This window comes from Xanthobacter cornucopiae (assembly GCF_043195065.2).
Taxonomy (GTDB): domain Bacteria; phylum Pseudomonadota; class Alphaproteobacteria; order Rhizobiales; family Xanthobacteraceae; genus Xanthobacter.
In genome coordinates, this window is record NZ_CM195531.1 from 3,081,110 (window position 1) to 3,107,909 (window position 26,800).

The 26,800-nt window shown below is 70.9% G+C and carries 26 protein-coding genes and 1 pseudogene; 15 read left to right on the forward strand and 12 right to left on the reverse strand.

Annotation, left to right across the window (positions count from 1 at the left end; all coding sequences use genetic code 11):
• Positions 1-13 precede the first annotated feature (13 nt).
• The 3 genes from grxC (at position 14) to V5F53_RS13555 (ending at position 1,828) form a co-directional block, all read left to right on the forward strand.
• A complete protein-coding gene (gene grxC / locus V5F53_RS13545) occupies positions 14-268 on the forward strand; it encodes a glutaredoxin 3 (RefSeq protein ID WP_393995327.1) in 255 nt (84 codons plus the stop codon).
• A gap of 169 nt (positions 269-437) precedes the next feature.
• The gene (locus V5F53_RS13550; RefSeq protein WP_393995326.1) at positions 438-1,322 is read left to right on the forward strand and encodes a carbon-nitrogen hydrolase family protein; all 885 of its coding nucleotides are present in this window, start codon (positions 438-440) and stop codon (positions 1,320-1,322) included.
• Positions 1,319-1,828, forward strand: coding sequence for a DUF1178 family protein (locus V5F53_RS13555; RefSeq protein ID WP_393995325.1), 510 nt, complete (start codon positions 1,319-1,321; stop codon positions 1,826-1,828). Before V5F53_RS13550 ends, V5F53_RS13555 begins: the two co-directional genes overlap by 4 nt.
• A 235-nt stretch (positions 1,829-2,063) precedes the next feature.
• Here the strand turns inward: V5F53_RS13555 and V5F53_RS13560 are convergent, their stop codons facing one another.
• The 3 genes and pseudogenes from V5F53_RS13560 to V5F53_RS13570 all read right to left on the reverse strand — a co-directional run bounded on the left by V5F53_RS13560 (position 2,064) and on the right by V5F53_RS13570 (position 4,881).
• Positions 2,064-2,273 (reverse strand): hypothetical protein, encoded by a 210-nt coding sequence (locus tag V5F53_RS13560; protein WP_393995324.1) that lies wholly within the window; start codon positions 2,271-2,273, stop codon positions 2,064-2,066.
• A gap of 565 nt (positions 2,274-2,838) precedes the next feature.
• A pseudogene (gene rpoH, locus V5F53_RS13565) lies at positions 2,839-3,681 on the reverse strand (RNA polymerase sigma factor RpoH); the annotation flags it as partial.
• A gap of 135 nt (positions 3,682-3,816) precedes the next feature.
• Positions 3,817-4,881 carry an RluA family pseudouridine synthase gene (locus tag V5F53_RS13570; protein WP_393995323.1) on the reverse strand — a complete coding sequence of 355 codons (1,065 nt, stop codon included), beginning with the start codon at positions 4,879-4,881 and terminating at the stop codon, positions 3,817-3,819.
• 29 nt (positions 4,882-4,910) lie between these two features.
• Here V5F53_RS13570 and V5F53_RS13575 point away from each other — a divergent pair, with 29 nt between their 5' ends.
• From V5F53_RS13575 to V5F53_RS13590, 4 genes are all read left to right on the forward strand, one after another.
• Positions 4,911-5,258, forward strand: coding sequence for a hypothetical protein (locus V5F53_RS13575; protein WP_393995322.1), 348 nt, complete (start codon positions 4,911-4,913; stop codon positions 5,256-5,258).
• A gap of 159 nt (positions 5,259-5,417) precedes the next feature.
• Positions 5,418-6,371, forward strand: coding sequence for a thioredoxin (trxA, locus tag V5F53_RS13580; protein WP_393995321.1), 954 nt, complete (start codon positions 5,418-5,420; stop codon positions 6,369-6,371).
• Positions 6,372-6,384: 13 nt separating this feature from the next.
• A complete protein-coding gene (locus V5F53_RS13585; protein WP_393995320.1) occupies positions 6,385-7,056 on the forward strand; it encodes an LON peptidase substrate-binding domain-containing protein in 672 nt (223 codons plus the stop codon).
• A 123-nt stretch (positions 7,057-7,179) separates the two neighbouring features.
• On the forward strand, positions 7,180-8,808 hold the full coding sequence (locus V5F53_RS13590; protein WP_393995319.1) for a cisplatin damage response ATP-dependent DNA ligase: 1,629 nt from the start codon (positions 7,180-7,182) through the stop codon (positions 8,806-8,808).
• 2 nt (positions 8,809-8,810) lie between these two features.
• Here the strand turns inward: V5F53_RS13590 and V5F53_RS13595 are convergent, their stop codons facing one another.
• Positions 8,811-9,485 (reverse strand): S24 family peptidase, encoded by a 675-nt coding sequence (locus V5F53_RS13595; protein ID WP_393995422.1) that lies wholly within the window; start codon positions 9,483-9,485, stop codon positions 8,811-8,813.
• 313 nt (positions 9,486-9,798) lie between these two features.
• Here V5F53_RS13595 and V5F53_RS13600 point away from each other — a divergent pair, with 313 nt between their 5' ends.
• Positions 9,799-10,143: a DUF952 domain-containing protein gene (locus tag V5F53_RS13600; protein WP_393995318.1), complete on the forward strand. Its 345-nt coding sequence runs from the start codon at positions 9,799-9,801 to the stop codon at positions 10,141-10,143.
• Here the strand turns inward: V5F53_RS13600 and V5F53_RS13605 are convergent.
• Both V5F53_RS13605 and V5F53_RS13610 read right to left on the reverse strand, forming a co-directional pair.
• A complete protein-coding gene (locus tag V5F53_RS13605; protein WP_393995317.1) occupies positions 10,140-11,462 on the reverse strand; it encodes an MATE family efflux transporter in 1,323 nt (440 codons plus the stop codon). The genes V5F53_RS13600 and V5F53_RS13605 overlap by 4 nt on opposite strands.
• 117 nt (positions 11,463-11,579) lie before the next feature.
• Entirely contained in the window at positions 11,580-11,852 is a 273-nt protein-coding gene (locus V5F53_RS13610; RefSeq protein ID WP_393995316.1) for a DUF6460 domain-containing protein, read from the reverse strand.
• Between the two features lie 216 nt (positions 11,853-12,068).
• Here V5F53_RS13610 and V5F53_RS13615 point away from each other — a divergent pair, with 216 nt between their 5' ends.
• From V5F53_RS13615 to V5F53_RS13640, 6 genes are all read left to right on the forward strand, one after another.
• The gene (locus V5F53_RS13615) at positions 12,069-13,343 is read left to right on the forward strand and encodes a vWA domain-containing protein (RefSeq protein ID WP_393995315.1); all 1,275 of its coding nucleotides are present in this window, start codon (positions 12,069-12,071) and stop codon (positions 13,341-13,343) included.
• Between the two features lie 165 nt (positions 13,344-13,508).
• The gene (locus V5F53_RS13620; RefSeq protein WP_393995314.1) at positions 13,509-14,075 is read left to right on the forward strand and encodes a LysE family translocator; all 567 of its coding nucleotides are present in this window, start codon (positions 13,509-13,511) and stop codon (positions 14,073-14,075) included.
• 175 nt (positions 14,076-14,250) lie between these two features.
• Positions 14,251-15,810, forward strand: a complete 1,560-nt coding sequence (gene ffh, locus V5F53_RS13625; protein WP_393995313.1) for a signal recognition particle protein — start codon at positions 14,251-14,253, stop codon at positions 15,808-15,810.
• A gap of 94 nt (positions 15,811-15,904) precedes the next feature.
• Positions 15,905-16,279, forward strand: a complete 375-nt coding sequence (rpsP, locus tag V5F53_RS13630; RefSeq protein ID WP_509212369.1) for a 30S ribosomal protein S16 — start codon at positions 15,905-15,907, stop codon at positions 16,277-16,279.
• A gap of 635 nt (positions 16,280-16,914) precedes the next feature.
• Positions 16,915-18,411 carry a leucyl aminopeptidase gene (locus tag V5F53_RS13635; protein ID WP_393995312.1) on the forward strand — a complete coding sequence of 499 codons (1,497 nt, stop codon included), beginning with the start codon at positions 16,915-16,917 and terminating at the stop codon, positions 18,409-18,411.
• Positions 18,412-18,553: 142 nt separating this feature from the next.
• Entirely contained in the window at positions 18,554-19,003 is a 450-nt protein-coding gene (locus V5F53_RS13640; protein ID WP_393995311.1) for a DNA polymerase III subunit chi, read from the forward strand.
• Positions 19,004-19,111: 108 nt separating this feature from the next.
• On the opposite strand, the gene V5F53_RS13645 is transcribed toward V5F53_RS13640, so the two are convergent.
• Complete coding sequence (locus V5F53_RS13645) at positions 19,112-19,972, reverse strand: LysR family transcriptional regulator (RefSeq protein WP_393995310.1); 861 nt, start codon at positions 19,970-19,972, stop codon at positions 19,112-19,114.
• Between the two features lie 91 nt (positions 19,973-20,063).
• On the opposite strand from V5F53_RS13645, the gene V5F53_RS13650 reads away from it, so the two are divergent.
• Positions 20,064-20,489: a VOC family protein gene (locus V5F53_RS13650; protein WP_393995309.1), complete on the forward strand. Its 426-nt coding sequence runs from the start codon at positions 20,064-20,066 to the stop codon at positions 20,487-20,489.
• Positions 20,490-20,517: 28 nt separating this feature from the next.
• On the opposite strand, the gene V5F53_RS13655 is transcribed toward V5F53_RS13650, so the two are convergent.
• The 5 genes from V5F53_RS13655 to V5F53_RS13675 form a co-directional block, all read right to left on the reverse strand.
• Positions 20,518-22,053, reverse strand: a complete 1,536-nt coding sequence (locus V5F53_RS13655) for an EAL domain-containing protein (protein WP_393995308.1) — start codon at positions 22,051-22,053, stop codon at positions 20,518-20,520.
• Between the two features lie 199 nt (positions 22,054-22,252).
• Positions 22,253-23,305, reverse strand: coding sequence for a dihydroorotase (pyrC, locus tag V5F53_RS13660; protein WP_393995307.1), 1,053 nt, complete (start codon positions 23,303-23,305; stop codon positions 22,253-22,255).
• 114 nt (positions 23,306-23,419) lie between these two features.
• The gene (gene gltS, locus V5F53_RS13665) at positions 23,420-24,640 is read right to left on the reverse strand and encodes a sodium/glutamate symporter (protein ID WP_393995306.1); all 1,221 of its coding nucleotides are present in this window, start codon (positions 24,638-24,640) and stop codon (positions 23,420-23,422) included.
• 133 nt (positions 24,641-24,773) lie between these two features.
• Entirely contained in the window at positions 24,774-25,277 is a 504-nt protein-coding gene (locus V5F53_RS13670) for a YqhA family protein (RefSeq protein WP_393995305.1), read from the reverse strand.
• Positions 25,278-25,334: 57 nt separating this feature from the next.
• On the reverse strand, positions 25,335-26,798 hold the full coding sequence (locus V5F53_RS13675) for a GntP family permease (protein ID WP_393995304.1): 1,464 nt from the start codon (positions 26,796-26,798) through the stop codon (positions 25,335-25,337).
• Positions 26,799-26,800: the final 2 nt, after the last annotated feature.

The window sequence follows — 26,800 nt, forward strand, 5'->3', positions numbered from 1 at the left end:
ATTGTGACGACCCATGAAGCCAATTGAGATCTATACGAAGAGCTGGTGCCCCTATTGCCATTCGGCCAAGGAATTGCTGCGCCGCAAGGGCTGGACCTTCACCGAGATCGACGTGACCACCGATTCCGAGGGCCAGCAGGAGATGACCCGCCGTGCGGGCGGACGCACCTCGGTGCCCCAGATCTTCATCGGCGACACCCATGTGGGTGGCTGCGACGACCTCTACGCCCTCGACCGCGCCGGCGAGCTCGACGCACTGGCGGCGTGAGCGGACCGGCGCGGCAGTGAGCCCCCGGCTCCCCACCGGCGGGGGTGAGGCCGCCGCGCATCCGGCCGTGCAAAAGGGGGCGGCGCTCTCTATCTTCAAGGGGAAGATGGCATCGCCCGAACCATCGGCGGACCAGGTGCCTGCCCGCCGGAGACTGAGAGCCCGCTGAATGACCTCCATCGACACAGCCCAAACCCTGCGCGTCGGCCTGGTGCAGCTGCGGACCGGCCGCGATCCGGTGGCCAATCGCGACGCGGCGGCGGCCCTGATCCGCGCCGCGGCGCGCGACGGCGCGCGCTATGTGCAGACGCCCGAGTGCACCAACATCATGGAGCTCGACCGGGCCCGCCTGTTCGAGCTGCTGCAGGAGCAGGACAAGGACGAGACCCTCGCCGCCTTCAGGACGCTGGCGCGCGAGCTGAAGATCCACCTGCACATTGGCTCCCTCGCCCTCAAGATCGCCGAGGCCAAGGCGGTGAATCGCGCCATCCTGATCGATCCCGAAGGCGAGGTTTCCGCCCGCTACGATAAGATCCACATGTTCGACGTGGATCTGGGCCATGGCGAGAGCTACCGCGAATCCAACGCCTACCGGCCCGGCGAGCGGGCGGTGACGGCCGATGTGGACGCCATCCGCGTCGGCCTGTCCATCTGCTACGACCTGCGCTTCCCAGCGCTCTACCGGGCCTTGGCGGAAACCGGCGCGCAGGTGCTCACCGTGCCCTCCGCCTTCACCCGGCCCACCGGCGAAGCCCATTGGCATGTGCTGCTGCGCGCCCGCGCCATCGAGAACGGCGCCTATGTGCTGGCCGCCGCCCAGGGCGGCCGACACGAGAATGGGCGCGAGACCTACGGCCATTCCCTGATTGTCGATCCGTGGGGCCGCGTCATCGCCGAGGGCGGCGCCGATCCCGGCGTGATCCTGGCGGAAATCGACATGAAGGAGGTGGCGTCCGCCCGCGCCCGCATTCCCTCGCTCGCCAACGGCCGGCGCTTCGAAGTGCCCGATGCCCATCCGCCGGGGCGGCTGCACGTGGTCGGGGGCGCATCTTGATCCGCTATACCCTGCGCTGCGCCAATGGCCACGCTTTCGAGAGCTGGTTCCCCTCCTCCGCGAGCTATGACGACCAGCGTGCCCGCAGGCTGGTGAGCTGCCCCACCTGCGATTCCACCGACGTGGAGAAGGCGGTGATGGCCCCCTCCGTGGCCCGCACCGACATCGCCCGCGGCACGACCAGCCCCGCCGACGGTGCTGCGGCGGACGCAGGCGCCGGCGCGGCCCCGGCCGCCGCCCCCGCCGCCGTCACCGCGCCGGCGCTGCCGGTGGTGTCCCAGCCGGAGGCGGAATTGCGCGCGCTCATGCTGAAGCTGCGCGAGCATGTGGTGAAAAACTCAGATTATGTCGGTAGCCAGTTCGCCGACCTCGCCCGCAAGATGCACGACGGTGAGGTGGAGCACCGATCCATCCACGGCGAAGCCACGGCGGACGAGGTCAAGGCCCTGCGGGAGGACGAGATCGAGGTCTTCCCCCTGCCCCTCCTGCCCGAGGACCGCAACTGAGCCGGAGCGGAACCCGCCGCGAGGACCCGCCCGGACACCGGCTCCGAACATACACCTGAGGCTGCCCCGCAGGGGGCCCGCAACGGCGGGCCCAGCGCCTCGCCCAAGGTGAGCTTGCAGAGGCAGGTTGCGGAGGCGGGTTGCGGAGGCGGGTTTGCAAGGGCGGATTTGCGGATCGGCGGCCGGGCCAGCCCCGAAGGCGCACGCCCCAAGGGGCTGGCGCCAACGGGCAACCTCAGGCGCGCGCCGCCGGCCCCGGGCGCGCGGTGCAACGGCGCAGGGCGCGCAAGGAGAGCCCGCGGCCCGCCCCCTCCCGGGGCGGCGAGTTGGAACATCCTTCCACGAAGAAGGTCGCGCGTTCGAACAGGAACCAGCCGTTACCGGACATGCCGACCCGGATCTGCTTCGCCTTGAAAGCCGGAAAGGTGATGGTGGAAGATTGCATGACGGTGCTCTGAAGGCCGCCGCCCCCCCCGGTTGACAACGGCATTGTTGAGCTCGAACGGCACGAACCGGACGCCCGCCACATCCACCAGCGTGACCTTGATGGCGCTGCCGTTGGCCGTGATGTCACTACCGGCGCTGCCGATGTAGACACCGCGGATCGTGGCCGGAGCCTTCAGCGTCCGGATGTAACAGGCGTGGCCATTGACCGAATTGCGCCTCGGAAACCGACAGCATGCACATCACATCGGCAACAAGACTGCGCATCGTCCGCCCCTGGTGAGCTGCAGGCGCACAGCCCCCCGCCCTGCGGACGCCACACCATCACCAAGCGTAACCCAAATAACATACAACCTGAACTGGCGCCATCCGCCAGCCGGCCATCCTCACACCGGGGCCGGCGCGGTCTTGCCCGCGGCCGTCTTGTTCGCCGCCACCTTGCCCGTTGCCGCTTTGCCACCCGCGGCCTTGCCACCGGCGGAAGGGGCGGCCACGCGCCCGTTCGCATCGGCGGCCAGCGGCGCTTCGTCCTCGTCGTCACCCGCGCCGAGGCGCATGCGATCCACCACCGCCTTTTGCACCTTCTCGAAGGCGCGCACCTCGATCTGGCGCACCCGCTCGCGGGACACGCCGAATTCGGCAGCCAGATCCTCCAGCGTCATCGGCTCCTCGGACAGGCGGCGCGCCTCGAAGATGCGGCGCTCGCGCGCGTTGAGCACCGACAGGGCGCCCGCCAGAGCCGCGCGGCGGTTGTCGAGTTCCTCGCTCTCCGCCAGTTGCTCCTCCTGGTCGAGGCGCTCGTCCACCAGCCAGTCCTGCCACTCGCCCCCCTCCGAATCCTCGCGGATGGGGGAGTTGAGCGAGGCATCGCCGGACAGCCGGCGGTTCATGTCCACCACGTCCTGCTCGGTCACGCCCAGCTTGGTGGCGATCTGCTTCACCTGATCGGGCCGCAGGTCGCCTTCCTCCAGCGCCGAGATCTGGCTCTTGGCCTTGCGCAGGTTGAAGAACAGCTTCTTCTGGGCCGCCGTGGTGCCCATCTTCACCAGGCTCCAGGAGCGCAGGATGTATTCCTGGATGGAGGCGCGGATCCACCACATGGCATAGGTGGCCAGCCGGAAGCCCTTCTCCGGCTCGAATCGCTTGACCGCCTGCATCAGGCCTACGTTGCCCTCGGAAATCACCTCCGAGATGGGCAGGCCATAGCCGCGATAGCCCATGGCGATCTTCGCCACCAGGCGCAGATGGCTCGTCACCAGCTTGTGAGCGGCGTCGCGATCGCCGTGCTCGCGCCAGCTCTTGGCGAGCATATATTCCTGCTCGGGCTCCAGCATCGGAAACCGGCGGATTTCTTCCAGATACCGCGTCAGCCCTCCCTCTGCGGAGGGGATGGACATGGTCTTGGCCATGGAGGACGCCTCCTGTTCCAACGGCCCCCGTCCCGGGCGACCGCATGCGCGGCTGCATGACGCCCGCCGCAACACATGATCATACAGAACACAAGAGCCGGGGAACAGGTTTCATCCCCTCACGTCGCCGCGAGTTCAGCCGCCCTCCGACAGCGCCGCATGCAACGCCGCCAGATCCGCGGGCAGCGGGCTTTCGAACGACAGGTGCGCGCCCGTGACCGGATGGGCGAAGCCCAGCCGCGCCGCGTGCAGCGCCTGGCGGTTGAGCCCGGCCAGCAGCTCCCGCGCCTGCGGGCCGAGCCGGCTCGCCTTGGTGCGAAACCCCTGTCCATAGACCTCGTCGCCCAGCAGCGGATGGCCGGCATGCGCCATATGGACGCGGATTTGATGGGTGCGCCCGGTCTCCAGCCGGCATTCCACCAGGCTCGCCACCGGCGTTCCATCGGCGCCGTCGAAGGTCTCCGCCACCTGCCAGTGGGTCACGGCATGGCGGCCGCCGGGGCGCACCGCCATCTTCTGGCGATGGGTGGAATGGCGGTCGATGGGCGCGTCCACCAGGCCACGCCGCTCCGGCACGCCCCACAGGAAGGCGAGATAGGCCCGCTCCAGCGGGCCGGTGCGGCCGTGGTCGGCGAACTGGGCGGCAAGGCCCTGGTGCGCCTTGTCGGATTTCGCCACCACCAGCAGGCCGGAGGTGTCCTTGTCGATGCGGTGGACGATGCCCGGCCGCTTCACGCCACCGATGCCCGACAGGCTCGCCCCGCAATGATGCAGCAGCGCATTCACCAGCGTGCCGGCGGCGTGGCCCGGCGCCGGGTGCACCACCAGGCCCGCCGGCTTGTCGATGACGATCAGGTGATCGTCCTCGTGCACCACCGTCAGCGGCAGGTCCTGCGGCACCGGTTCGGCCGGCTCGGGCGGCGGCAGCAGCACGGTGAAGACGTCGCCGGCATTGACCCGTCCTGCCGCGTCGCCTACCACACGCCCGCCGACGCGCACCTGCCCCTCCGCCACCAGACGCTGGATGCGGGTGCGGCTGAGATCGGGCGCGAGGCGGGCCAGGACGCGATCGAGCCGGGTTCCCTGGTCCTGCGGGTCCGCCGCGAGGGTGAGCTCCACCAGGGCATCGGCCAGGAGCTCGTCGTCGAGCAGATCGTCAGCGGCGTCCCCGGTCGTCGTCCGCGCGTCAGTCTTCATCATTCGTCACCCGGTCCGCCAAAGGTCCACCCATGTTCCACCCCCCGCCCCCGTCCGACACCCCCGAAGAGGCGCTGACGCCGGCGCAGGAGCGGATCATCTCCAAGTTCCGGCGCTTCTCCAGCGTGTCCATGCTGATCATGGTGCTGGGCGTGGCGGCCGTGCTCGGTGTCATCAGCTATCGCATGCTGCGGAGCAAGCCGCTTTCCACCGGCGAGGTGACGGCTCTGCTGCCCAAGGGGGCCAAGATCAGTTCCACCGCCGTCTCCGGCGACGTGGTGGTGGTGACCCTCGACGTCAATGGCGCCACCGAGATCCGCACCTTCGACCTGCGCACCCTGGTCCCCGCCGGCAAGCTGCGCTTCGCGGTGGAGCCCTGAGCCGCATGCCCGGCCGCGGCTCCGCTCGCGCGGAACTCCTTACGCTGGCGCGGGGAACAGGCTAGAACGCGGAAAGCGATTGCGCGCCGCCGCCGCCGCCCCATCTAAGGGGCGGGCGTGACCCGCGCGAGTCACAGGCAGGGATCGAGGAACCGACACATGCTGTTCAATCAGCCGGGCGCCAAGGGCGCCGCAGCGGGCGCCAGCGCGGGCAACGGCGGCGCGGCGCCCGCCGGTGACATCATCGACGTCACCACCGAGAGCTTCCTCAAGGACGTCATGGAGGAGTCCAAGCGCCGGCCGGTGCTGGTGGACTTCTGGGCGCCCTGGTGCGGCCCCTGCAAGACCCTCGGCCCGCTCATTGAAAAGGTGGTGAAGGCGGCCAAGGGCAAGGTGCGCCTCGCCAAGCTGAACATCGACGACCACCCGGTGATCCCCGGCAAGCTCGGCATCCAGTCCATCCCCACCGTCTACGCCTTCGTGAACGGGCAGCCGGTGGACGGGTTCATGGGCGCCCTGCCGGAAGGCCAGCTCCAGGGCTTCGTCGACCGCCTGCTGGCCGGTGCCGGGGGTGCCGATCCCGGTGCCGACCTCGCCGAGGTGCTGGCCTCCGGCGAGGCCGCCCTGGCCGAGAACGACCTGGCCGGCGCGGCCGAGATCTTCGCCGCCGTGCTGGGCGAGGAGCCCGGCAACCTCGCCGCCCTGTCCGGGCTGGTGCGCACCCAGGTGCAGGCCGGCGCGCTGGATCAGGCGAAGGCGATCCTGGCCTCGGTGCCGGCCGACAAGCAGGCCGATGCGCAGGTATCCGCCGCCCGCGCGGCGCTGGAGCTGGCCGAGCAGGCCGCCGCCCTCGGCGACCTCGCCACCCTCCAGGCCAAGGTGGAGCTCGACCCCGCCGACCACCAGTCGCGCTTCGACTTCGCCGTGGGGCTCAACGCCCGCGGCCGCCGCGAGGATGCGCTCATCCACCTGCTGGACATCGTCAAGCGCGACCGCGCCTGGAATGACGACGCCGCCCGCAAGCAGCTCCTGCAATTGTTCGAGGCGTGGGGCCCCACCGACCCCCTCACCCTGTCGGGCCGCAAGAAGCTGTCGGCGATCATGTTCGCCTGAAGGATCCGAGCCCGTGGCCTCCAACAAGACTTACCTGTCCCCGGCGGACCTGCCGCCGGTGATCCCGGTGTTTCCGCTCACCGGCGCCCTGCTGCTGCCACGGGCCGAACTGCCGCTCAACATCTTCGAGCCGCGCTATCTCGCCATGGTGGATGCCGCCATCGGCGGCACCCGCCTCATCGGCATGGTGCAGCCCAACGAGGCGGCGCCTGCCACCGCGCGCGGCCCGGCGCTCCATGCCGTGGGGTGCCTCGGCCGCCTCACCGAGTTCAGCGAGACCGGCGACGGGCGCTATCTCATCACCCTCACCGGCATCTGCCGCTATCGCATCGTCGAGGAGCTGGACGTCACCACGCCCTACCGCCAGGTGCGGATCGACACCTCGGACTTCGTGTCCGACTTCGAGCCGCAGCGGGGGGAGGCGGAGGTGGACCGCACCGCGCTGCTGGCGGCGCTGGCCGCCTTCCTCGACGCCAACCAGCTGGAGGCCGACTGGGACGGCATCAGCGAGGCCGGCACCGAGACCCTGGTGAACGCCCTTTCGGTGATGTCGCCCTACGGTGCCCTGGAAAAGCAGGCGCTGCTGGAGGCGGAGACGCTGAAGGCGCGGGCCGACATGCTGGTGGCCATCACCCAGATGCTGCTGGCCCGCATGCCGGGCGATGGCGAGGGCTCGCTGCAATAGAGGCGCGCACGGAACCCGGCGCGGAGCACGACACCCGGGGTGCCCCCGGCGCGGCACGGGACCGGCGGCAGCCTGCCGTGGCGGCATGCGCCCACCGCCGCGCGGCACAGGGATGGAGCGCACATGAACCGCTTCGCCGCGCTCATCGACCGCCTCGGCTTCGAGCCGGGGCGCAATGCCAAGATCCGCCTGATGGCGGACTATTTCCGCACCACCCCTGACCCGGAGCGCGGCTTCGCCCTGGCCGCGCTCACCGGCGCCTTCTCCTTCGCCAATGCCAAGCCCGGCCTCATCCGCGCCCTCATCACCGCCCGCGCGGACCCGGTGCTGTTCGAATTGTCCTACGACTATGTGGGGGACCTCGCCGAAACCGCGGCGCTGCTCTGGCGGCCGCCCGAGGGCGTGGCGCCTGTGGCGCCGCCGCTCTCGCGGATCGTGCACGACCTCTCCACCCTGCCGAAGACCAGCCTGCCTCGGGCGCTCGCCGGCTGGCTCGATGGACTGGACGAGACCGGGCGGTGGGCCCTGTTGAAGCTCATCACCGGGGCGCTGCGCGTGGGCGCCTCCGCCCGCCTGGCCAAGACTGCGGTCGCGAGCCTCGGGGGCCTCGCCGCCGACGAGGTGGAGCTGGTGTGGCCGGGCCTCGCGCCGCCCTATGCCGATCTGTTCGCCTGGGTGGAGGGGCGCGGTCCGCGCCCGCTCACCTCTAACCCCGCCCCGTTCCGCCCGGTGATGCTGGCCCACGCCATAGAGGAGGCGGACTTCTCCGCCCTGGCGCCGGCGGATTTCCGCGCCGAATGGAAATGGGACGGCATCCGGGTTCAGGCGGTGGCCGGCACCGGTGCCGACGGCACGCGGGTGACCCGGCTCTATTCGCGCACCGGCGAGGACCTCTCCCCGGCCTTTCCCGACCTGCTGGAAGCACTCGACTTCGAGGGCGCCCTGGACGGCGAGCTGCTGATCGTGCGCGAGGGTCGGGTGCAGCCGTTCAACGTCCTGCAGCAGCGCCTCAACCGCAAGAGCGTGACCCACAAGCTGCTGGCCGACTTCCCCGCTTATATCCGCGCCTACGACCTGCTGGCCGATGGCGCCGAGGACTTGCGCGACCTGCCATTCACGGCGCGCCGCGCCCGGCTCGCCGCCCTCGTGGCGCGCCATGCCGGCCCCCGGCTGGACCTCTCGCCCCTGGTGCCGTTCACACGCTGGGACGACCTCGCCGCCGCCCGCCGCGATCCCGCCGCCGCCGGGGCCGGCCCCGACGCCGCAGCGGTGGAGGGGGTGATGATGAAGCGCGCCGACAGCCCCTACCTGCCGGGCCGCCCCAAGGGCCCGTGGTGGAAGTGGAAGCGCGACCCGCGCACCGTGGATGCGGTGCTGATGTATGCCCAGCGCGGCCACGGCAAGCGCTCGTCCTATTATTCCGACTACACCTTCGGGGTGTGGGCCGCCGGCGCCGACGGCGACGTGCTGGTGCCCGTGGGCAAGGCCTATTTCGGCTTCACCGACGACGAGCTGAAGGCCATCGACGCCTTCGTGCGCAAGTTCACCGTCAACCGCTTCGGCCCGGTGCGGGAGGTGGTGCACGAGAAGGATGCCGGGCTGGTGCTGGAAGTGGCGTTCGAGGGGCTCGCCCGCTCCTCCCGCCACCGCTCCGGCCTCGCCATGCGTTTTCCCCGCATCTCCCGCCTGCGCTGGGACAAGCCCCCGGGCGAGGCGGACCGGCTGGAGACGCTGGAAGCGCTGCTGTCCTGAGCCTATTGGCTCGCCCAGACGATGCGGGCCATCCACTCCACCTGCTCCAGCGGAATCGCCCGGTCGGCCTGGGCCGGGTCGAGCGCCCGCAGTTCGATCCGGCGGGCGGTCTTGCGCGCCAGTTCCTTGACCAGCACCTCGCCCGCCGTGGTCCTCACCACCACCCGGTCGCCCCGGCGGACAGGGCTGGAGGGCGAGACCACCACCATGTCGCCGTCGCGATACACCGGCAGCAGCGCCTCCCCCGCGACCTCCAGCGCATAGGCCTTCGGATCGTCCAGGTCGGGAAACACGATCTCGTCCCAGCCGGCGCCGGTGGGGCAGCCGGCGCCGTCGAAGACGCCGCCCCGCCCCGCCTGGGCGAAGCCGATCTGCGGAATGGTGTGCGGCCTGCCGGTGAGGGGCGAGCTCTCCTCCTCGAAGCCGGCGCCGTGCGCATGCGCCCGCTCCGGCTCCAGCAGCGCGAAGAAATCCTCCACGCTGGTGCCGGTGGCGTCCAGCGCCTTGGCGATGCTCTCGGTGGACGGCCAGCGCGGGCGCCCGTCGGTGGTGATGCGCTTGGAGCGATTGAAGGTGGTGGGGTCCAGCCCCGCCCGCTTGGCGAGCCCGGACGTGGACAGCCCATGCTGCTCAGCGAGTTGGTCCACCGCCCTCCAGATCTGCCCGTGCGTGAGCATGGTCATGTCGCGTCCTCGCCGCCCTTGCGCGCAAGATAAGAATTTGTTCCCTATTTGTCCAGGAATCGAATCCTTGTCTACAACCTAATAACACTTTATACGAGCATATCCGCCGCTTATTTACCGGAGGATGCTCCACCGGGCAACGATGGCGGCCGACGGCAGGCGGGCAGGCAGAGCCTCCGCAGCGCCTTCAGGCGGCGCGGGCGGCGGTGCGCCTGAAGAAAACGCGTCAACTCAAGGGGCTAGGGCATTTCCCCGATTTCATGGAACGGGAAAACGCTCTAGAAGCGGCGCGAACCGGAGCCATGCCATGTCCCGCCTCATCTACAAGATCAGCCCCGCCGACCTGTGGGCCGCGGCCGAGGCCGCCGGCACCTTCACCGGCGCGCCGGTGGACGTGGCCGACGGCTACATCCATTTCTCCACCGCCGCGCAGGTCCGCGAGACGGCGGCCCGGCATTTCGCCGGCGGGGCCGGCCTGAAGCTGGTGGCCGTGCGGGAGGAGGCCCTTGGCGCTGCGCTGACGTGGGAACCATCCCGCGGCGGCGACCTGTTTCCGCACCTGTACGGGCCGCTGCCCCTCTCCGCCGTGGCCTGGGTGCGCGACCTGCCGCTCGGCGCCGATGGCGCCCACCTGTTCCCGGCGCTGGACTAGGCAGGGCGGAAGGTGCGCCGCATCAAGGCCGGCAGCCGCAGGCCCTGCAGCAGGCCGCGCGCGGCCAGGAACACCACCAGCGCCCCCCACAGGCCATCATTGCCGAACGGCCGCAGGGCCCACCAGGCGGCGAGATAGACCGCCACCGCCGACAGCATCAGGTTGCGCATGTCGCGCGACCACAGGGCGCCGATGAACACCCCGTCGAAGGCGAAGGCACCGACGCCCACCAGCGGCAGCAGCGCCGCATAGGCCAGGTAGCGCCGCGCCTCCGCCTGCACCGCCGCGCTGGTGGTCATGGCGTCGATGAGCGCCGGCCCGACCCCGAGATAGAGCAGCGCCGCCGCGGCCCCGAAGCCGAAGCCCCATACCAGCACCAGCTTGACCCCGCGCGCGAACTGCGCCCGCTGGCGCGCGCCCACGGCGGCTCCGCACACCTGTTCCGCCGCCGTGGCGAAGCCGTCGAGGAAATAGGCCGCCAGCAGCCACAGGTTCTGCAATACCGCGTTGGCCGCCAGCGTCACGTCGCCGGCCCGCGCGCCCTGCGCCGAAAAGAAGAAGAAGGAGAACATCAGCGCCGCGGTGCGGATCAGGATGTCGCCGTTGAGAAGGATCGCCTCGCGGATGCGCCGGGCATCGAGCAGCACGGCGCGCGGCACGTTCCAGCGGAAATCGAGGAGCTGGCCGCACAGCGCCAGCCCCGCCGCTGCGCCCACCGCCTCCGCCGCCAGGGTGCCGGCCGCCGCACCGGCGATGCCATAGCCCGCCCCCAGCACCAGCACCGCCGACAGCCCCATGTTGAGGACATTCATGCCCACCTGCAGCGCCAGCGCGCGGCCGGTGCGTCCAAGCCCCGTCAGCCAGCCCAGGACCGCATAGTTGGCGAGGCTGAAGGGCGCCGCGAAGATGCGGACATGATAGTAGTCCGCCACCGCGGCGCTCACCTCGGGGCTGGCCCCCGCGAGCTTCAGCGCCGCCGCCAGAATGGGCACCTGGAGCAGCACCAGCGCGCCGCCGCACGCACCCGCGATCAGCAGGGCGCGGGCCAGCACCGCCCGTTGCTCCACCCCGTCGCGCCGGCCGACCGCCTGGGCCGCGAGGCCCACCGTGCCCATGCGCAGAAAGCCGAAGCCCCAGAACAGCATGTCGAAGACGACGGCGGCCAGCGCCACCCCGCCGAGCAAAGCGGCGTCGCCCAGGCGCCCCACCACCGCGGCATCCACCACCCCCAGCAGCGGCGTGGTGAGGTGCGCCACCGTCATGGGCAGGGCGATGGCCAGCACCCGCCGGTGCGTGACTGGTCCGGTTCCCACGCTCATGCTCGCGTCTCCGTGGCGGCGTCTCTTCGCGATTGCCCCTTCACCGGCGCTCCTTCACGGCGGCTCCCCGGGCGCGTCCTGGAGGGCGCCGGCCGGGCGCCGGACCCCGGCAGCGCGTCAGCGCCGGGCACTGGCGATGCGCAGGATCAGCCACAGCGGCACCACGATGACCGCCCCCAGCAGGAAATAGCGCCACAGCCGCTCCACCGCCTCGAAGCCGAAGGAGAACAGGTTGCGCACCAAGCTTTCCAGGCTGTGCAGGATGTTCAGCGGGTCGAGCCCGAGCGCCGCCAGGATCACCCCCACCACCACCGACAGCACCACCAGGCGCACCAGCACCCAGGCCGGCGAACCGCCGAAGAATCGGGTGATCTCATTGTTGTCGGTCATGGCGGCCTCCTGTGCCGGGCGAGCTCTAGCACGCCTCGGCGCGCGAGAGGAGCGCTCCGGGCGCCGGGCCGCTTGCACCGGCACCCGGAGCGCCTTATTTCGCTTCGGCAGGGCCGCCGGGCCGCTCCAGGCTTGCCGCCATGGCGGCGGCACGGGGGCGATGGCGTGCGCCGATCCACATCGCGCAGCCGGACGCGGCACGGGAGACAGACGCCGATGACGTTCGCCAGGCCGCGCCCCCGTTCCACCCCCTGGCACCGGCTCGTTCTGGCGCTGCTGACTCTGCTGGCGCTGGCACCCACCCCCGCCGGCGCCGCCGACGTGGCGCGCACCGTCATTATCCTGGACGGCTCCGGCTCCATGTGGGGGGTGATCGACGGGCGGCGCAAGCTGGCGGTGGCCCGCGAGACCGTGGACAAGGTGATGGCCAGCCTGCCCGCCGACCGCGAGGTGGGATTGATGGCCTATGGGCACCGCCGCAAGAACGACTGCGCCGACATCGAGCTGGTGGTGCCGCCGGCTCCCGGCTCCGGCCCCGCGGTGCGCGAGGCGGTGAAAACGCTGCGCTTTCTGGGCATGACGCCGCTGTCGGCGGCGGTGAAACAGGCCGCCGAGGCCCTGCGCTTCACCGAGGCGCCGGCCACCGTGGTGCTCGTCACCGACGGCATCGAGACCTGCGAGGCCGACCCCTGCGCCCTGGCCGGCGAGCTGAAGGCGACCGGGGTGGACTTCACGGCCCATGTCATCGGCTTCGGCCTCACCCGCGAGGAAGGCGCCAAGGTGGCCTGCATCGCCGACAAGACCGGCGGCCGCTATCTTGAGGCGCGCGATGCCGCCACCCTCGACAAGGCGCTCACCGAGACCGTGCTCGCCGCCGGCCCTGCGCAGCCGGAAGGCGCCGCCCACTATCCCGGCGCGCCGCTGATGCCGAACGTGGCGCTGCATCCCACCGGCCGCGTCCTCGGCAAGGCCGCCCGCCCGGTGACAGACCAGCCGTTCGCCCCCACCGGCACCATCGCCCAGTGCCAGGCGGCCTGCGCCGCCGACGCCGCCTGCGCCGCCTGGCGCTACGAGCCGAGGGGCAGCCAGGTGGTCGATCACGCCCGCTGCGTGCGCTTCGATGCCGCCGCCGAGCTGGAGATCAACACCTACGACCCCTCCGAGGGCTGGGCTTCCGGCATCAAGGACGGCCAGCGCCCGCTGGCCCGCCCCTACCGGATCGCCGTGACCTTCCAGGCCGACGGCGCCGACGCGCCGGTGACGTGGTCGGCCCTGCCGCTGCCCGGCCAGGACCCGCCAGCCGGCCCCTGGACCCTGCCGCAGGCGAGCGCGAAGCCGGTGCAGGGCCAGTTGCTGCCTGGCACCTATGACGTGCTCGGCACCGTCACCGAAGGGCCCGCCGCCGGCACCCTCTACACCGCCCGGGTGCGGGTGAGGCCCGCCGGCGAAACCGCCTTCGTCATTCCCCGCGCCGCCGCCCAGCCGCGCTGAGCGGCGACGGGCGCGGCACCGCCGGCCGGATCGCGCCAGGCTGCGACAGCGGCGCCGTTGCCATCCCGCCCGCGGCCGTCGATACCAAGCAGAACGCAGGGGGCGGCGCCCCACCCGGAGCTGGCGCGCCGCCCTGGCCGTCGCAGCACCCGGACCGGAGGGGCCATGAGCACCAGTGCATTCCTGTTCGCCATCTGGGCGCTGCTGCTGACGCCGGGGCCCACCAACACGCTGCTGGCCCTCTCCGGGGCGACTGTGGGGCTGAAGCGCGCGGTCCGCCTGATGCCGGCCGAGCTCCTCGCCTATCTGCTGGTGACGGTGCCCCTGGCGCTGATCGGCGCCGAGCTGCTGGCCCAGTGGCCGCACGCCACCCGCGCTGTGAAGCTCGCCGCCGCCTGCTGGGTGGCGGTGCTGGCGGTGAAGCTCTGGCGGGTGGAGACCGCCGGCACCGGCGCCGGCACGGTGACCGGGCGCCGGGTGTTCGTCACCACCCTGCTCAATCCCAAGGCGCTGGTCATCGGCCTCACCCTGCTGCCGCCCGGCGACGCGCCGGCCTTCGCCCCGCACCTGGCGCTGTTCGCCGGCTCGGTGCTGATGGTAGCCACCCTGTGGGCCGGTGCCGGCGCGCTGCTCAAGCGTGACGCGGGCCTGCCGCCGGTGCTGCGCCGCGCCGCCGCCTGCTGGCTGGCCCTGCTGGCGGTGGGCCTGGCGGGCGCCGGACTGGGCGCCTGAGCCGCGCATTGCCTCCCGCGTTCAAAGCTGGTAGGAACCACCCCTTCACGAGGACGGCCCCGCCGATCCGCCGACCGGTCCCCAATGGTCCGGTCACCGCCCGACAGCGCGTTGCGCCCTCGGGCGCGTTTGGCGTTGCCTGATCGCTCGTGAAATCCGAACCAGACGGATGCCCATGTTCGACACCCTCTCCGACCGCCTCGGCGGCATACTCGACAAGCTGAAGCGCCGCGGCGCGCTCACCGAGGCCGACGTCGGCGAGGCCATGCGCGAGGTGCGGCGCGCGCTGATCGAGGCGGACGTGGCCCTTGACGTGGTGCGCTCGTTCACCGACCGGGTGAAGAAGCGCGCCGTGGGCGTGGAGGTCATCAAGTCGGTGACCCCCGGCCAGATGGTGGTGAAGATCGTCCATGACGAGCTGGTGGCCACCCTCGGCTCCGACGCCGACCCCATTGATCTCAACGCCCCGGCGCCGCTGCCCATCCTGATGGTGGGCCTCCAGGGCTCGGGCAAGACCACCTCCACCGCCAAGATCGCCAAGCGGCTCACCGAGCGCAACAAGCGCCGGGTGCTGATGGCCTCGCTCGACACCCGCCGCCCGGCGGCCATGGAGCAGCTCGCCACCCTCGGCGCCCAGGTGGAGGTGGCGACCCTGCCCATCGTCGCCGGCCAGAGCGCGGTGCAGATTGCCCGGCGCGCCCTCGATGCCGCCCGGCTCGGCGGCTACGACGTGGTCATGCTCGATACCGCCGGCCGCGTCACCCTGGACGAGGCGCTGATGGCGGAGGTGGCGGAGGTGAAAGCCGCCACCGGCCCCCATGAGGTGCTGCTGGTGGCCGACAGCCTCACCGGCCAGGACGCGGTGAACACCGCCAAGGCGTTCGACGCACGCGTGGGCCTCACCGGCATCGTCCTGACCCGCGCCGACGGCGACGGGCGCGGCGGCGCCGCGCTGTCCATGCGGGCCGTCACCGGCAAGCCCATCAAGCTGCTCGGCACCGGCGAGAAGATGGACGCGCTGGAGGACTTCGACCCCCATCGCGTCGCCGGCCGCATCCTCGGCATGGGCGACGTGGTGGCTCTGGTGGAGAAGGCCGCCGAGGCCATCGACATTGAGAAGGCCAAGCTCACCGCCGAGCGCATGCGCAAAGGCACCTTCGACCTCGACGACCTGCGCTCCCAACTGGAGCAGATGGCGAAGATGGGCGGGCTCGGCGGGCTGATGGGGATGCTGCCCGGCGTCGCCAAGATGAAGAACCAGATTGCCTCCGCCAATCTCGACGACAAGGTGTTCAAGCGGCAGGTGGCGATCATCAATTCCATGACGCCCAAGGAACGCCGCTCGCCCAAGCTGCTGGACGCCTCGCGCAAGCGCCGCATCGCCGCCGGCTCCGGCACCAAGGTGGAGGACATCAACCGCCTGCTGAAGATGCACCGGCAGATGGCGGACGTGATGAAGGCCATGGGCGGCCCGGCCGGCAAGCGCGGCCCGCTGGCGGGCCTTGCCGGCATGATGGGCTTCGGCGGCGGCGGCCCCTCCCCCGAGATGCTCAAGGACATGGCCGAGAAGATGGGCGCCGGCGGCGCCGGCGCGCCCGGCGCCTTGCCCCCCAATTTCCCCGGCCTCCCCGGCGGCGGCCTGCCCTCCAAGTTCCCCGGCGGCCTGCCCGGCCTGCCCAAGGGCCTCGCCGGCAAGGGACTGCCCGGACTGGGCGGCCCCGGCAAGAAGAAATAGCCGGCCGGTCCCCGCCTCTGCCGTCTCAGCGGACGGCGGCGGGGGGATCAGCCACACCGTTTCCCGTTCCCTCTATCGTACCAAGGAAGACCCCATGTCCCTCAAGATCCGCCTGTCCCGCGGCGGCGCCAAGAAGCGCCCCTACTATCGCATCGTGGTGGCCGACGCCCGCTCCCCCCGCGACGGCCGCTTCATCGACCGCATCGGCTCGTTCAACCCTCTGCTGGCGAAGGATGCCGCCGAGCGCGTCGTTCTCGACACCGAGAAGGCCAAGGCCTGGCTTGAGAAGGGCGCCCAGCCCACCGACCGCGTCGCCCGCTTCCTGGACGCCGCCGGCCTGCTGAAGCGCGAGGCCAAGAACAACCCCAAGAAGGCCGAGCCCGGCCAGAAGGCCCAGGAGCGCGCCAAGGAGAAGGCCGACAAGGCCGCCGCCGCCGCTGCCGCCGCCGAGGACGCCCCGGCCGAGTGAGCCTGACCGGCGGCGCCCGGCGGCCCTGGCCGCCGGGCGCCGCCGCCATCCGCTGGGGTGGTCACGCCGGAAGCCCGGAGCGCCACGGCCTCGCTCCCGGCCATCGGGCACGCGGCATCCCCATCTTCTTCCCGCATGCGAGAGCGGGATCGGCCGGCAACGGCGAACCTGCCGGCCCCGCGGCGCCAAGCCGTCCCTGGGGCACCGCCGCCCGAGACCGCGGGAATGAAGCGCCGGCCCTCCCCCGACATCGCGCCAGACCGTTGCGGCGTTGACCTCCCGCCGCCGTCGCGCCTCCCTCCCATCCGGGCGCGCCGACGCCCCGTCGCAACGCCCGGCTTCCGCGCGCCATGCGCCGCGCCGCGTCCGAACGTCCAGCCGCGCCACCGCTTCCGATCTGAAGGGCGGCCCGCCCCACGTCGGCGGTCGCCGCCGGCCCGCAGGAACCGCAAGGCCCGCCCTCATTGCGCGCGCCCTCGTCGCGTCCCCGTCTTGGCGCGTCCCGTCTTGGCGCGTCCCGTCTTGGCGCGTCCCGTCTTGGCGCGTGGCATGGGTTTGGGTGCGCGCGAAAACACGCTGGACAAAGGGACACCCGCGTCTCATTCCTTCCCCTCGACCTTCTCGTGGAGCGCTGCATGTCCGAGCCCTTGACCCTCTCGTTCGCCAAACTCACCGCCGCCCCCAAGGGCGTGGTGATCGTGCTCACCGACGAGACCCTGGCGTTCGGTTCCGCCACCCAGAAGCTGCTGAAGGGCGCCGACGCGACCGTCACCCGCGCCTTCGACGCCGAGCGTTTCAAGGGCAAGGCCTTCGCCGGGGTGGATGTGCTCGCCCCCGCCGGCCTCGACGCCCCGCGTCTCATCATCTTGTCCGTGGGCAAGGCGGGCGAGTTGAAGGCCACCGACTTCCTGAAGCTCGGCGGCGTCATCGCCGGCAAGATCCCCGCGAACGCGCGCGAAGCCACGGTGCTGGTGGAGTTGCCCGGCGCCAAGGTCGCGCCCGAATCCGTGGCCGAGATCGCCCTGGGCGCCAGCCTGCGCGCCTATGACTTCGACCGCTACAAGACCAAGAAGAAGGACGACGCCGAGCCCGGCGCTCTCGCCCTGACCCTGCAGGTGGCCGACGAGGCTGCAGCCAAGCGCGCCTGGGCCCTGCGCGAGGGCGTGAGCGACGGCGTGCTGCTGGCGCGCGACCTGGTGAACGAGCCGGCCAACGTGCTCGATCCGCCCGAGTTCGCCCGTCGGGCACAGGAGCACCTCTCGGCCGTGGGCGTCGAGGTGGAGGTGCTGGGCGACGCCGAGCTGCACGCCATCGGCATGGGGGCGCTGCTGGGCGTCGGCCAGGGCTCCATCAAGGAAAGCCGCGTGGTGGTGATGCGCTGGAACGGCGGCGCCAAGGACGACGCCCCCGTGGCCTTCATCGGCAAGGGCGTCACCTTCGACACCGGCGGCATCTCCATCAAGCCCGCCGCCGGCATGGAGGACATGAAGGGCGACATGGGCGGCGCCGCCTGCGTCACCGGGCTGCTGTATGCCCTCGCCGCCCGCAAGGCCGCGGTGAACGCGGTGGGCGTCATCGGCTTGGTGGAGAACATGCCCGACGGCGCCGCCCAGCGCCCCGGCGACATCGTCACCTCCCTGTCGGGCCAGACCATCGAGGTCATCAACACCGACGCGGAAGGCCGGCTCGTGCTGTCCGACGTGCTCTGGTACACCAAGGACCGGTTCAAGCCGAAGTTCATGATCGACCTCGCCACCCTCACCGGCGCCATCCTGGTGGCACTCGGGCAGGAATACGCGGGCCTGTTCTCGAACGACGACACCCTGGCCGACAACATCGCCAAGGCCGGCGGCGTCAGCGGCGAGCGGGTGTGGCGCCTGCCGCTCGGCCCGGAATACGACAAGCTGATCGACAGCAAGTTCGCCGACATGAAGAACACCGGCGGCCGCAACGCCGGCTCCATCACCGCCGCCCAGTTCCTGCAGCGTTTCGTGGACAAGACCCCCTGGGCGCACCTGGACGTCGCCGGCACCGCCATGTCCTCCCCCGCCTCCGACATCAACAAGAGCTGGGGGTCGGGCTGGGGCGTGCGCCTGCTGAACCAGCTGGTGGCGGACAATTACGAAGGCTGACCGTGTCGCCGCCCCTGCCTTCCGAAACGGGAGAGGGGCGGCCTTCCATGCGGCGCCCGCCTCCCGCGCCATGCGCCGGCGCGCGCCCTGGCGCGATCCAAGCGGCGCGGGACCAGGGCGGCCGTGCTGATCCGGGGCGCCCATGACCGAAGTCCTCTTCTATCACCTAGAGCGCCGTCCCCTGGAGGAGGTGCTGCCGACGCTGCTGGAGAAGTCCCTGGAGCGAGGGTGGCGATGCGTGGTGCAATGCGGCTCGCCGGAGCGGCGCGATGCCCTCGACACGCACCTTTGGACCTATAACGAATCCTCCTTCCTGCCCCACGGCACCGAGGCCCAGCCCCAGAGCGAGCGCCAGCCGGTGCTGATCGCCACCACCGAGGCCAACCCCAACGGCGCCCAGATCCGCTTTCTGGTGGATGCGGTGCCGCTGGCGGACAGCACGCCCTATACCCGCGTGGTGCACCTGTTCGACGGCCGCGACGCCGAGCAGGTGGCAAGCGCCCGCCAGCGTTGGCGCGAGGCCAAGGCCCAGGGCCACGCGCTGACCTATTGGCAGCAGGAGGAGACCGGCCGCTGGGTCCGCAAGGCGTGAACGCCGTCAGACCAGAGGGCCGTGAGCAGCACTCAGAGGGCGCTGATCAAGCCCGCGCGGTGCCTGAACCGACCCGCTTGGCACCGGTCGAAGACCGGGCCGATAGCATCAAACCGCCGCCAGCGCGGCGATGAGCGCCTCCAGCGCCCGGGCCCGCGCCGGCAGGGCCGGATGCAGGCACACGATCCGGCGCGCGAACGGCGCGGCATCGGGCACCCGGCAGATGTGGACGCCCGCCGCCGCCAGCCCCGGCCACGCCGGCACCAGGGCATGGCCCATGCCGCGCGCCACCAGCAGGGCGATGGTTTCCAGCGCATCCAGGTCGCACCGCACCTCGGGGTGCAGCCTGCGCGCGGCCAGATAGTCCGCCGCCAGGCGTCCGCCCCAGGAGGCCGGATCGTAGCGGATCACCGGCGCCGCCATAATGGCGGCCTCCACCTCCGCCGGGGCCACCGGCACGCGGGACAGCAACACCAGCGGCTCCGTGCGCAGCGGATGACCGACGAGCCCCTTCGGCAGCGCGAACGGCGGCGCCACCAGCACCGCCGCGTCGAGGGCGCCACGCGTCAGCGCCTCATAGAGCTGCAGCGAGCTGCCCGGAATGAGTTGCAGCCGCAGGTCGGGGGCGGCCCGGCCCAGGGCGTCGAGGGCTTCCGGCATCAGCCCCGTCAGCACGGTGGAAATGGCGCCGACCGCCAGTTCGCCACGCAGCGCCCCGCCGGCCACATCCTCCTTCAGCAACGCCGCCTCGCGCAGCAGCCGGCGGGCGCGGGGCAGCAGGGCGAGGCACGCCTCGGTGGGGCGCGCGGCATGGGCGGTGCGCACCAGCAGGGCACAGCCCAGCTCCCGTTCCAACGCCTGCACCCGCTGGCTGACAGCGGCGGCCGTCAGCTTTTCCCGCCGGGCGGCGGCTGCGATGGAGCCGGCCTCCACCACCGCCACCAGGCTCTCCAGAAAGCGCAGATCCACAATAAAACCTTATGCTCAGCGACATGATTATGTAGTTTTTACGAGGCTCATCCCGGGCTAATCAAGGGGCGACACCGAATTGGAGCCCCCCATGAGCGTTCGTGCCAAGGCCCTGTTTCACCTTGCCTTTCACGTCACCGACCTGGACGCCGCCCGGCGCTTCTACGGCGGCGTGCTCGGCTGCGCCGAGGGGCGCTCCACCGAGACCTGGGTGGATTTCGATTTCTTCGGCCACCAGATCTCGCTGCACCTGGGCACGCCCTTCCCGGTCACCCGCACCGGCAAGGTGGGCGAGCACATGGTGATGATGCCCCATCTGGGCGCAGTGCTGCCGCTCGACGACTGGTTCGCCCTGGCCGACCGGCTGGTGGCGGCCGGCATCGCCTTCGACATCCCTCCGGTGGTCCGGTTCGAGGGGGAGCCGGGCGAGCAGCGCACCATGTTCTTCTTCGACCCTGCGGGAAACCCGATCGAGATTAAGGGATTCAAGGATTTCGAAGGGGTGTTCGCGCACTGAGCCAATCGCCCCACCCGGCGCGGGGCGATCACAGCAACTGCGGCGGCACCGGCCTGCCGAACAGCCAGCCTTGCCCGATGGCATCGGGAAAGATCTTCAGCATGTGCTCGGCCTGCTCGCGCGTCTCCACCCCCTCCACCACCAGTTCCTGGTGGAGGTCGCCGGCCATGGCACAGATGGTCTCGACGATGGCCGAGCTGACCGCCGCCTTGCCGATGGCCTTGGTGAACATCTTGTCGATCTTGATGCCGTTGATGGGCAGCTTCGCGAGATAGGCGAGGTTGGAATGACCGGTGCCGAAATCGTCGATGAAGAATTTGTAGCCGCGCCCGCGAAAACGCTCCACCGCATCGAGCAGCCGGTCATAATCGGCGCTGGAGCGCTCCGTGAGTTCCAGCACCACCCGGGACGGGGGAATGCCGAGGCGGTTCACCTCATCGTCCAGGTGCTTCAACAGGGTCGGGTCGAGCAGATCGGCGACGGCCAGATTGATGTGCACGTGAAATTCGTCGGCCCCGCGCAGCCGGTCGCGCATCTGCGCGAGGGCGCTGCGGATCACCGCGCGGCTGATGATGCCGATGAAGCCGCTCTCCTCCGCCACCGCGATGAAGATGTCCGGCGAGATCATCCGCCCGTGATCGTCGGACAGCCGGGCCAGGGCCTCGACACCGACGATGCGCTCGTCCTTCAGGCGCACCAAAGGCTGATAGACCACCTGGAGCCGGCCGAACGCCACCGCGCGCCGGATCTGCTGCGGCAGCGACGACATCGCCCGGTGGCGCAGGTTGAGCGCCAGCCCCAGGCATCCGCCCGTGAACGCGCCCGCCACGCTCGCCCCCAGCCAGACCGGAACCGGCTGGCGCAGGATGTCCACGTTCGACAGCGCCGCCACGGCGCAGATGTCCATGGTCGGCGCGCAGGCCGAGGCGGTGAGCCTGGGCCCGAGCTCAAACGGCGCGCGCGGCGCCTCCAGCAGCGAGGGCAGCCCGGCCGCGTCGCCGAACGACTGGAAGATGTGGGCCCCGTCCTGGGTGAGCACCACCGCGGCGAACCCGCCACCCGGACGCAGCAAGGATTTGAACGCCGTGGGCGCCGTGAACACGACCACCGAATCCCGGCTCGCCATGTCCACCACCAGACGCGGATCGGTCGGGCTCGGGACATTTGCCCATAAGGTGATGCCGCTCGCCTGCTGGCGCTGCGGCGGCGGCAGGCCCGAGGGCTCCGGCAGCCGGCCCCATCCCGCAGTGCACACCACCTTGCCGTCCACCAGGCGCCCGATGTCGCCCAGGTATTCGTTCACGAACAAGGTGTAGCGCATCTCCTCCAGATCCTTGTCGGAGCAGATCCGGTTCGGGCTCGCCTCCTCGGCCCGGATGACCTGGGCCCCGGCGGCCGCCACCGCCACCGAGCGCGCCAGCACATTGTCCAGGTATTCATCGAGCCGCGGCCGCGAGACCTGCAGCACCACCAGTTGCCCCAGCGCCAGGAACATGCCGGCGCTCAGCACGGCGAACACCAGGACGACAATGCGATCGGCCCGCCCCAATCCCATCTTGACCATTGGCCGTCACTCTTTCGGACATTTCCCGGCAGCGCCGCGCCGGCCGGGGTAAGCCGCCGCCGCGCGCCGCGCCGCCGCTTCTGTCAGGCTCCAACCCCATCCGACCCGCCGCACACCCGATCATGGGTTGATCGATGACGACACTACACCCGGATAGGCCTTCCAGGGCAACACCATCGGGGCGGCCCCGGCGGCAGCTTCAGCCGGCGACGCGCCAATGCAGCGGGAAGGTGGGATCGAACACGGTCAGCGGACCGGCCTCGGTCTCGATCTTGCGCGGATAGTCCACCACCGGGCCCTTGGCGAGGGTGATGCGCTCCGCATTGGGCGGCAGGCGGTAGAAGGCCGGGCCGTTGAGCGAGACGAACGCCTCCAGCCGGTCCAAGGCGCCGTCCTGCTCGAACACCTCGGTGACCGCCGAGAGGGCATTGGTGGCGCTGTAGCAGCCGGCGCAGCCGCAGGCGCTTTCCTTGGCCGGGTCCAGGTGGGGAGCGCTGTCGGTACCGAGGAAGAAATGGCGGTCGCCGGAGGTGGCGGCGGCACGCACCGCCACCCGGTGCTCCTCGCGCTTGGCCACCGGCAGGCAGTAGTAATGGGGCTTGATGCCGCCGACCAGGATGTGGTTGCGGTTGATGATGAGGTGCTGAACCGTGATGGTGGCGGCGATGTCGTCGCCGCCCTGGCGCACATAGTCGGCGCCCTCGCGGGTGGTGATATGCTCCAGCACCACCTTGAGGCCCGGCGTGCGGCGGCGCAGCGGCTCCAGCACGCGCTCGATGAACACCGCCTCGCGGTCGAAGATGTCCACCGCCGGGTCGGTCACCTCGCCGTGCACGCACAGCGGCAGGCCGATCTCGGCCATGGTCTCGAACACCTTCTGCACCCGCGCGACATCCTTCACCCCGGAGGCCGAGTTGGTGGTGGCGCCGGCGGGATAGAGCTTCACGGCATGGATGAGGCCGTCCGCCGCGGCGGCGCGCAGGTCGGCGGGATCGGTCTGCTCGGTGAGGTAGACCGTCATCAGCGGCGTGAAGTCCAGGCCCGGCGGCACCGCCGCCAGGATGCGATCGCGATAGGCCGCCGCCTCCGCGCCGGTGGTCACCGGCGGCACCAGGTTCGGCATGACGATGGCGCGGGCGAAGTGCCGCGCCGTTTCCCCCACCACCGCGCGCATCACCGCCCCGTCGCGCAGGTGCAGATGCCAGTCGTCGGGCCGGCGGATGGAGAGGGTGCGGGAGGTCGTGTCGGCCATGGTGGCTCCTTCGGACAGCGTGCGCACGCCCCGCAGGGCCGCGCCTTCGCCGCGGAAATCGCCACGGAACGGGCGGCGGCGCAAGCCCTTTCGCGCCGCCGCCCCGGCCCGCCCTCAGCGGATCATGAAGCCGATGGCGATCGCATTGGCGATATCGATGAAGAAGGCCGAGACCAGCGGCAGGATGATGAAGGCGGTCGGCGCCGGCCCGTGGGTCTTGGTCACCGCCGTCATGTTGGCGATGGCGGTGGGCGTGGCGCCCAGGCTGATGCCGGTGAAGCCGGCCGACAGCACCGCCGCCTGATAGTTCCGGCCCATGGCCGGAAACACCACGAACAGGATGTAGGCCACCGCCACCAGGGTTTGCAGCCCCAGCACCACCGCCAGCGCCGGGCCGAGCCCGCCGAGGGTCCACAGCTGCATGCTCATGAGCGACATGGCCAGGAAGATCTTCAGCGACAAGTCGGAGATCAGCGCCAGCGCCGGGGTGCGCGCCGGCCAGGCGGCGGCCCAGGCGGAGCGCCCCAGCAGCGGCGGCGCGGCATTGGTCACGACAATGGCCACCAGCAGGCACACCACGAACATGGGCAGCTTGAGGCCGGTCATCTCCACCACGTCCTCCAGCGCATAGGCGATCAGGATCACGAGGTTGAGCACCAGCAGCGCGCTCAGGATGTTGTCATACGTCACCTTGCCCGCGTCGGGGCCGACATCGTCCGAGGGCAGGCCCACCATGGGCGGCAGGATTTCGTCCGAGCGCAGCTTGTAGCGGGAGATGAGCACGCCGGCCACCGGCCCGCCCACCAGGCTCGCCAGCACCAGCCCCAGGGTGGCGCTGGCAATGCCGACTTCCAGGGCGTTGTCGAGCCCGAACCGCTCGGAGATGAGCGGCGCCCAGGCGATGGTGGTGCCATGGCCGCCGATGAGCGAGACCGAGCCCAGCAGCGGCGCCAGCCCCTCCGGCAGGCCGAGGGCGGCGGCGCCGCCGACCGCGACCAGGTTCTGCACCCCCAGATACACCACCGTCAGGCCGAGCAGGATGGCGAGCGGCTTGCCGCCGGTGACCAGATCGGCCAGCCGCGCGTTGAGGCCGATGCCGGTGAAGAAATAGAGCAGCAGCATGTCGCGGGCGGTCAGGTCGAACGAGACGGCGAGGCCGAACACGCGATACGCCACCAGCGTCGCCACCGCCGCCAGCAGGCCGCCGGTCACCGCTTCCGGAATGTTCCACCGACGCAGCGGCGGCACCACGCCGTTGATGCCGGCGCCGACGAAATACACCAGGATGGCGGTGGTGAAGGTGAGCAGGCCCTGGGCCTCGTACGTTGCCGGCATGTGGCTCCCGCGTGGTCTGGCGGGCGCGCGCGCCCGGACGTGATCTGCGCCAAGGAAGCACAACTGGGCGGACTTCTCACCCCGGCTGCGCCGCCCGGGGCTCAATTTCCCGCTGGCCACCGCCGCGCCGCCCTCACTCGCCGTCCGCGTGGCGGGCGAAATGGTCGGTCAAGGCGAGCACCGCATAGCCGCAGACGAAGATGACATTGGCGATGGCGAGCCACTTCACCTGCGCCTCGCTCACGCTCGTCTCCAGCTTCATCAGCGATTTGAGCAGGGTGATGCCGGCGATCGCCATCATCGAGGCGAACAGCTTCTGCTTGAGGCCGGAAAAGCTCACCCGCCGCATCCACACCGGCCAGCCCTCGGCATGGCGGCGGTCGATCCTGCCGACGAAATTCTCGAACCCCGAGCAGATGATGATGACCACCAGCCCGCCCACCAGGGTGAGGTCGATGAGCGATAGCAGCGCCATCAGCACTTCGGCCTCGCTGGCCGCCGGCAGGCGCCAGGCGAAGGCCCAGAGCTGCATGAAGAACGCGGCCACCAGCAGCACCAGAGCGAAGGCGAGGCCCACGAACAGCGGCACCAGCGCATAGCGGCACAACACCACCAGGCGCGAGATCACAGAGGTCATGCCCTCCCCCCGGATGAGCGCCCCGGCGCCGGGATCAGCCCGGCGCCGGGGGACGTGTCAGAAACTGCCCACCAGCGTGCCGAGCACGATCACCACCACCAGCGCCAGCAGGGCGCTGACGATGGCGGCCATGACGATGTCCAGGTAGCCGTCCTTGTGGCTGACGCCGCAGACCGAGAGCAGCGTCACCACCGCCCCGTTGTGGGGCAGGCTGTCGAGCGTGCCGGAGCCGATCACCGCCACGCGGTGCATCAGCGCCGGGTCCATTCCGACCTGCTGGGCCAGCTTCATATAGGTGGGGCCGAGCGCATCGAGGGCGATGGTGAGCCCGCCCGAGGCCGAGCCGGTCAACGCCGCCAGGATGTTGGTGGCCACCGCCAGCGACACCAGCGGCCCGCCCTGGATGCCGAGCACCCAGTCACGCACGTCGGCGAAGGCCGGCGTCGCCGCCACCACCGCGCCGAAGCCCACGAGGCTCGCCACCGACAGGATCGGCAGCACCGAGGCGTTGGCTCCGGCCGCCATGGTGGCGCGCAGCACCGGCACCGAGCGGAAATTGATGGCGATCACCGTCAGGATCGCGGCGATCAGCGCCGTGATGACCGACCACACGCCGCCGACGGCGGCCAGCGTCACCCCGCCCCACCGCTCCTCCGCCAGGAAGGAGAGGTCCACATTCGGCAGGATGACGAACGACATCAGCAGGTTCACCACCACCACCACGACGATCGGCAGCGCCGCCAGCAGGATCGGCGGCCCCTTCTTGTCGGCGACGCTGTGGTCGATCTCCGCCGGGTCGAAGGCCTGGGCGGTGGTGGCGCGCTCACGCACGATCGGGTCCTCGGCCGCCTTCTCGGCGCTGGCGGCGGGGTCCAGCACATAGGCGCCGAAGCCCTCGCCGTTCGCCCGGGCCTTGGCCTCCGCCCGCTTCAGCCACCACAGGCCGAACCCCAGCATCACCGCCGAGGCGATGAGCCCGAGCCCCGGCGCCGCGAACGCCGTGGTGCCGAAGAACGGCATGGGAATGGCGTTGTTGATGGAGGGCGTGCCGGGCATGGCCGACATGGTGAAGGTGGTGGTGCCCAGCGCCACCGCCGCCGGCATCAGCCGGCGCGGCAGGCGGGCGGCGCGGAACAGCTCGATGGCCATGGGAACGAGCACGAAGAAGGCCACGAACAGGCTGACGCCGCCGTAGGTGACGATGGCGCCGGCCAGCACCACCGCCAGCACCGCGCGCTCGGCGCCCAGCTTGAGCGTCATGGTGCGGGCGATGGAGGTGACCGAGCCGGAATCCTCCATCAGCTTGCCGAACACCGCCCCGAGCAGGAACAGCGGGAAGAACTGCGCCACGAACTGGGCCGCGTTCGGCATGAAGGTCTGGGTCCAGGAGGCGAGCAGCGGCTCACCCGCGAACACCGCCACGATCAGCGCCGCCACCGGCGCGATGATGAGGATGGAGGAGCCCTTGAAGGCGAAATAGATGAGGACGGCAAGGCCGACCAGGATGCCGAGAAGTCCCATGC

What these genes read in the sequence shown, in the direction of transcription:
- grxC (WP_393995327.1), top strand. Translation starts at nt 14, where the DNA reads ATGAAGCCAATTGAGATCTATACGAAGAGCTGGTGCCCCTATTGCCAT.
- V5F53_RS13615 (WP_393995315.1), top strand. Translation starts at nt 12,069, where the DNA reads ATGACGTTCGCCAGGCCGCGCCCCCGTTCCACCCCCTGGCACCGGCTC.
- V5F53_RS13590 (WP_393995319.1), top strand. Translation starts at nt 7,180, where the DNA reads ATGAACCGCTTCGCCGCGCTCATCGACCGCCTCGGCTTCGAGCCGGGG.
- V5F53_RS13620 (WP_393995314.1), top strand. Translation starts at nt 13,509, where the DNA reads ATGAGCACCAGTGCATTCCTGTTCGCCATCTGGGCGCTGCTGCTGACG.
- trxA (WP_393995321.1), top strand. Translation starts at nt 5,418, where the DNA reads ATGCTGTTCAATCAGCCGGGCGCCAAGGGCGCCGCAGCGGGCGCCAGC.
- V5F53_RS13575 (WP_393995322.1), top strand. Translation starts at nt 4,911, where the DNA reads ATGTTCCACCCCCCGCCCCCGTCCGACACCCCCGAAGAGGCGCTGACG.
- V5F53_RS13635 (WP_393995312.1), top strand. Translation starts at nt 16,915, where the DNA reads ATGTCCGAGCCCTTGACCCTCTCGTTCGCCAAACTCACCGCCGCCCCC.
- V5F53_RS13595 (WP_393995422.1), bottom strand. Translation starts at nt 9,485, where the DNA reads ATGCTCACGCACGGGCAGATCTGGAGGGCGGTGGACCAACTCGCTGAG.
- V5F53_RS13675 (WP_393995304.1), bottom strand. Translation starts at nt 26,798, where the DNA reads ATGGGACTTCTCGGCATCCTGGTCGGCCTTGCCGTCCTCATCTATTTC.
- V5F53_RS13550 (WP_393995326.1), top strand. Translation starts at nt 438, where the DNA reads ATGACCTCCATCGACACAGCCCAAACCCTGCGCGTCGGCCTGGTGCAG.
- V5F53_RS13655 (WP_393995308.1), bottom strand. Translation starts at nt 22,053, where the DNA reads ATGGTCAAGATGGGATTGGGGCGGGCCGATCGCATTGTCGTCCTGGTG.
- V5F53_RS13640 (WP_393995311.1), top strand. Translation starts at nt 18,554, where the DNA reads ATGACCGAAGTCCTCTTCTATCACCTAGAGCGCCGTCCCCTGGAGGAG.
- gltS (WP_393995306.1), bottom strand. Translation starts at nt 24,640, where the DNA reads ATGCCGGCAACGTACGAGGCCCAGGGCCTGCTCACCTTCACCACCGCC.
- V5F53_RS13605 (WP_393995317.1), bottom strand. Translation starts at nt 11,462, where the DNA reads ATGAGCGTGGGAACCGGACCAGTCACGCACCGGCGGGTGCTGGCCATC.
- V5F53_RS13670 (WP_393995305.1), bottom strand. Translation starts at nt 25,277, where the DNA reads ATGACCTCTGTGATCTCGCGCCTGGTGGTGTTGTGCCGCTATGCGCTG.
- V5F53_RS13600 (WP_393995318.1), top strand. Translation starts at nt 9,799, where the DNA reads ATGTCCCGCCTCATCTACAAGATCAGCCCCGCCGACCTGTGGGCCGCG.
- pyrC (WP_393995307.1), bottom strand. Translation starts at nt 23,305, where the DNA reads ATGGCCGACACGACCTCCCGCACCCTCTCCATCCGCCGGCCCGACGAC.
- V5F53_RS13570 (WP_393995323.1), bottom strand. Translation starts at nt 4,881, where the DNA reads ATGATGAAGACTGACGCGCGGACGACGACCGGGGACGCCGCTGACGAT.
- V5F53_RS13610 (WP_393995316.1), bottom strand. Translation starts at nt 11,852, where the DNA reads ATGACCGACAACAATGAGATCACCCGATTCTTCGGCGGTTCGCCGGCC.
- ffh (WP_393995313.1), top strand. Translation starts at nt 14,251, where the DNA reads ATGTTCGACACCCTCTCCGACCGCCTCGGCGGCATACTCGACAAGCTG.
- rpsP (WP_509212369.1), top strand. Translation starts at nt 15,905, where the DNA reads ATGTCCCTCAAGATCCGCCTGTCCCGCGGCGGCGCCAAGAAGCGCCCC.
- V5F53_RS13560 (WP_393995324.1), bottom strand. Translation starts at nt 2,273, where the DNA reads ATGCAATCTTCCACCATCACCTTTCCGGCTTTCAAGGCGAAGCAGATC.
- V5F53_RS13650 (WP_393995309.1), top strand. Translation starts at nt 20,064, where the DNA reads ATGAGCGTTCGTGCCAAGGCCCTGTTTCACCTTGCCTTTCACGTCACC.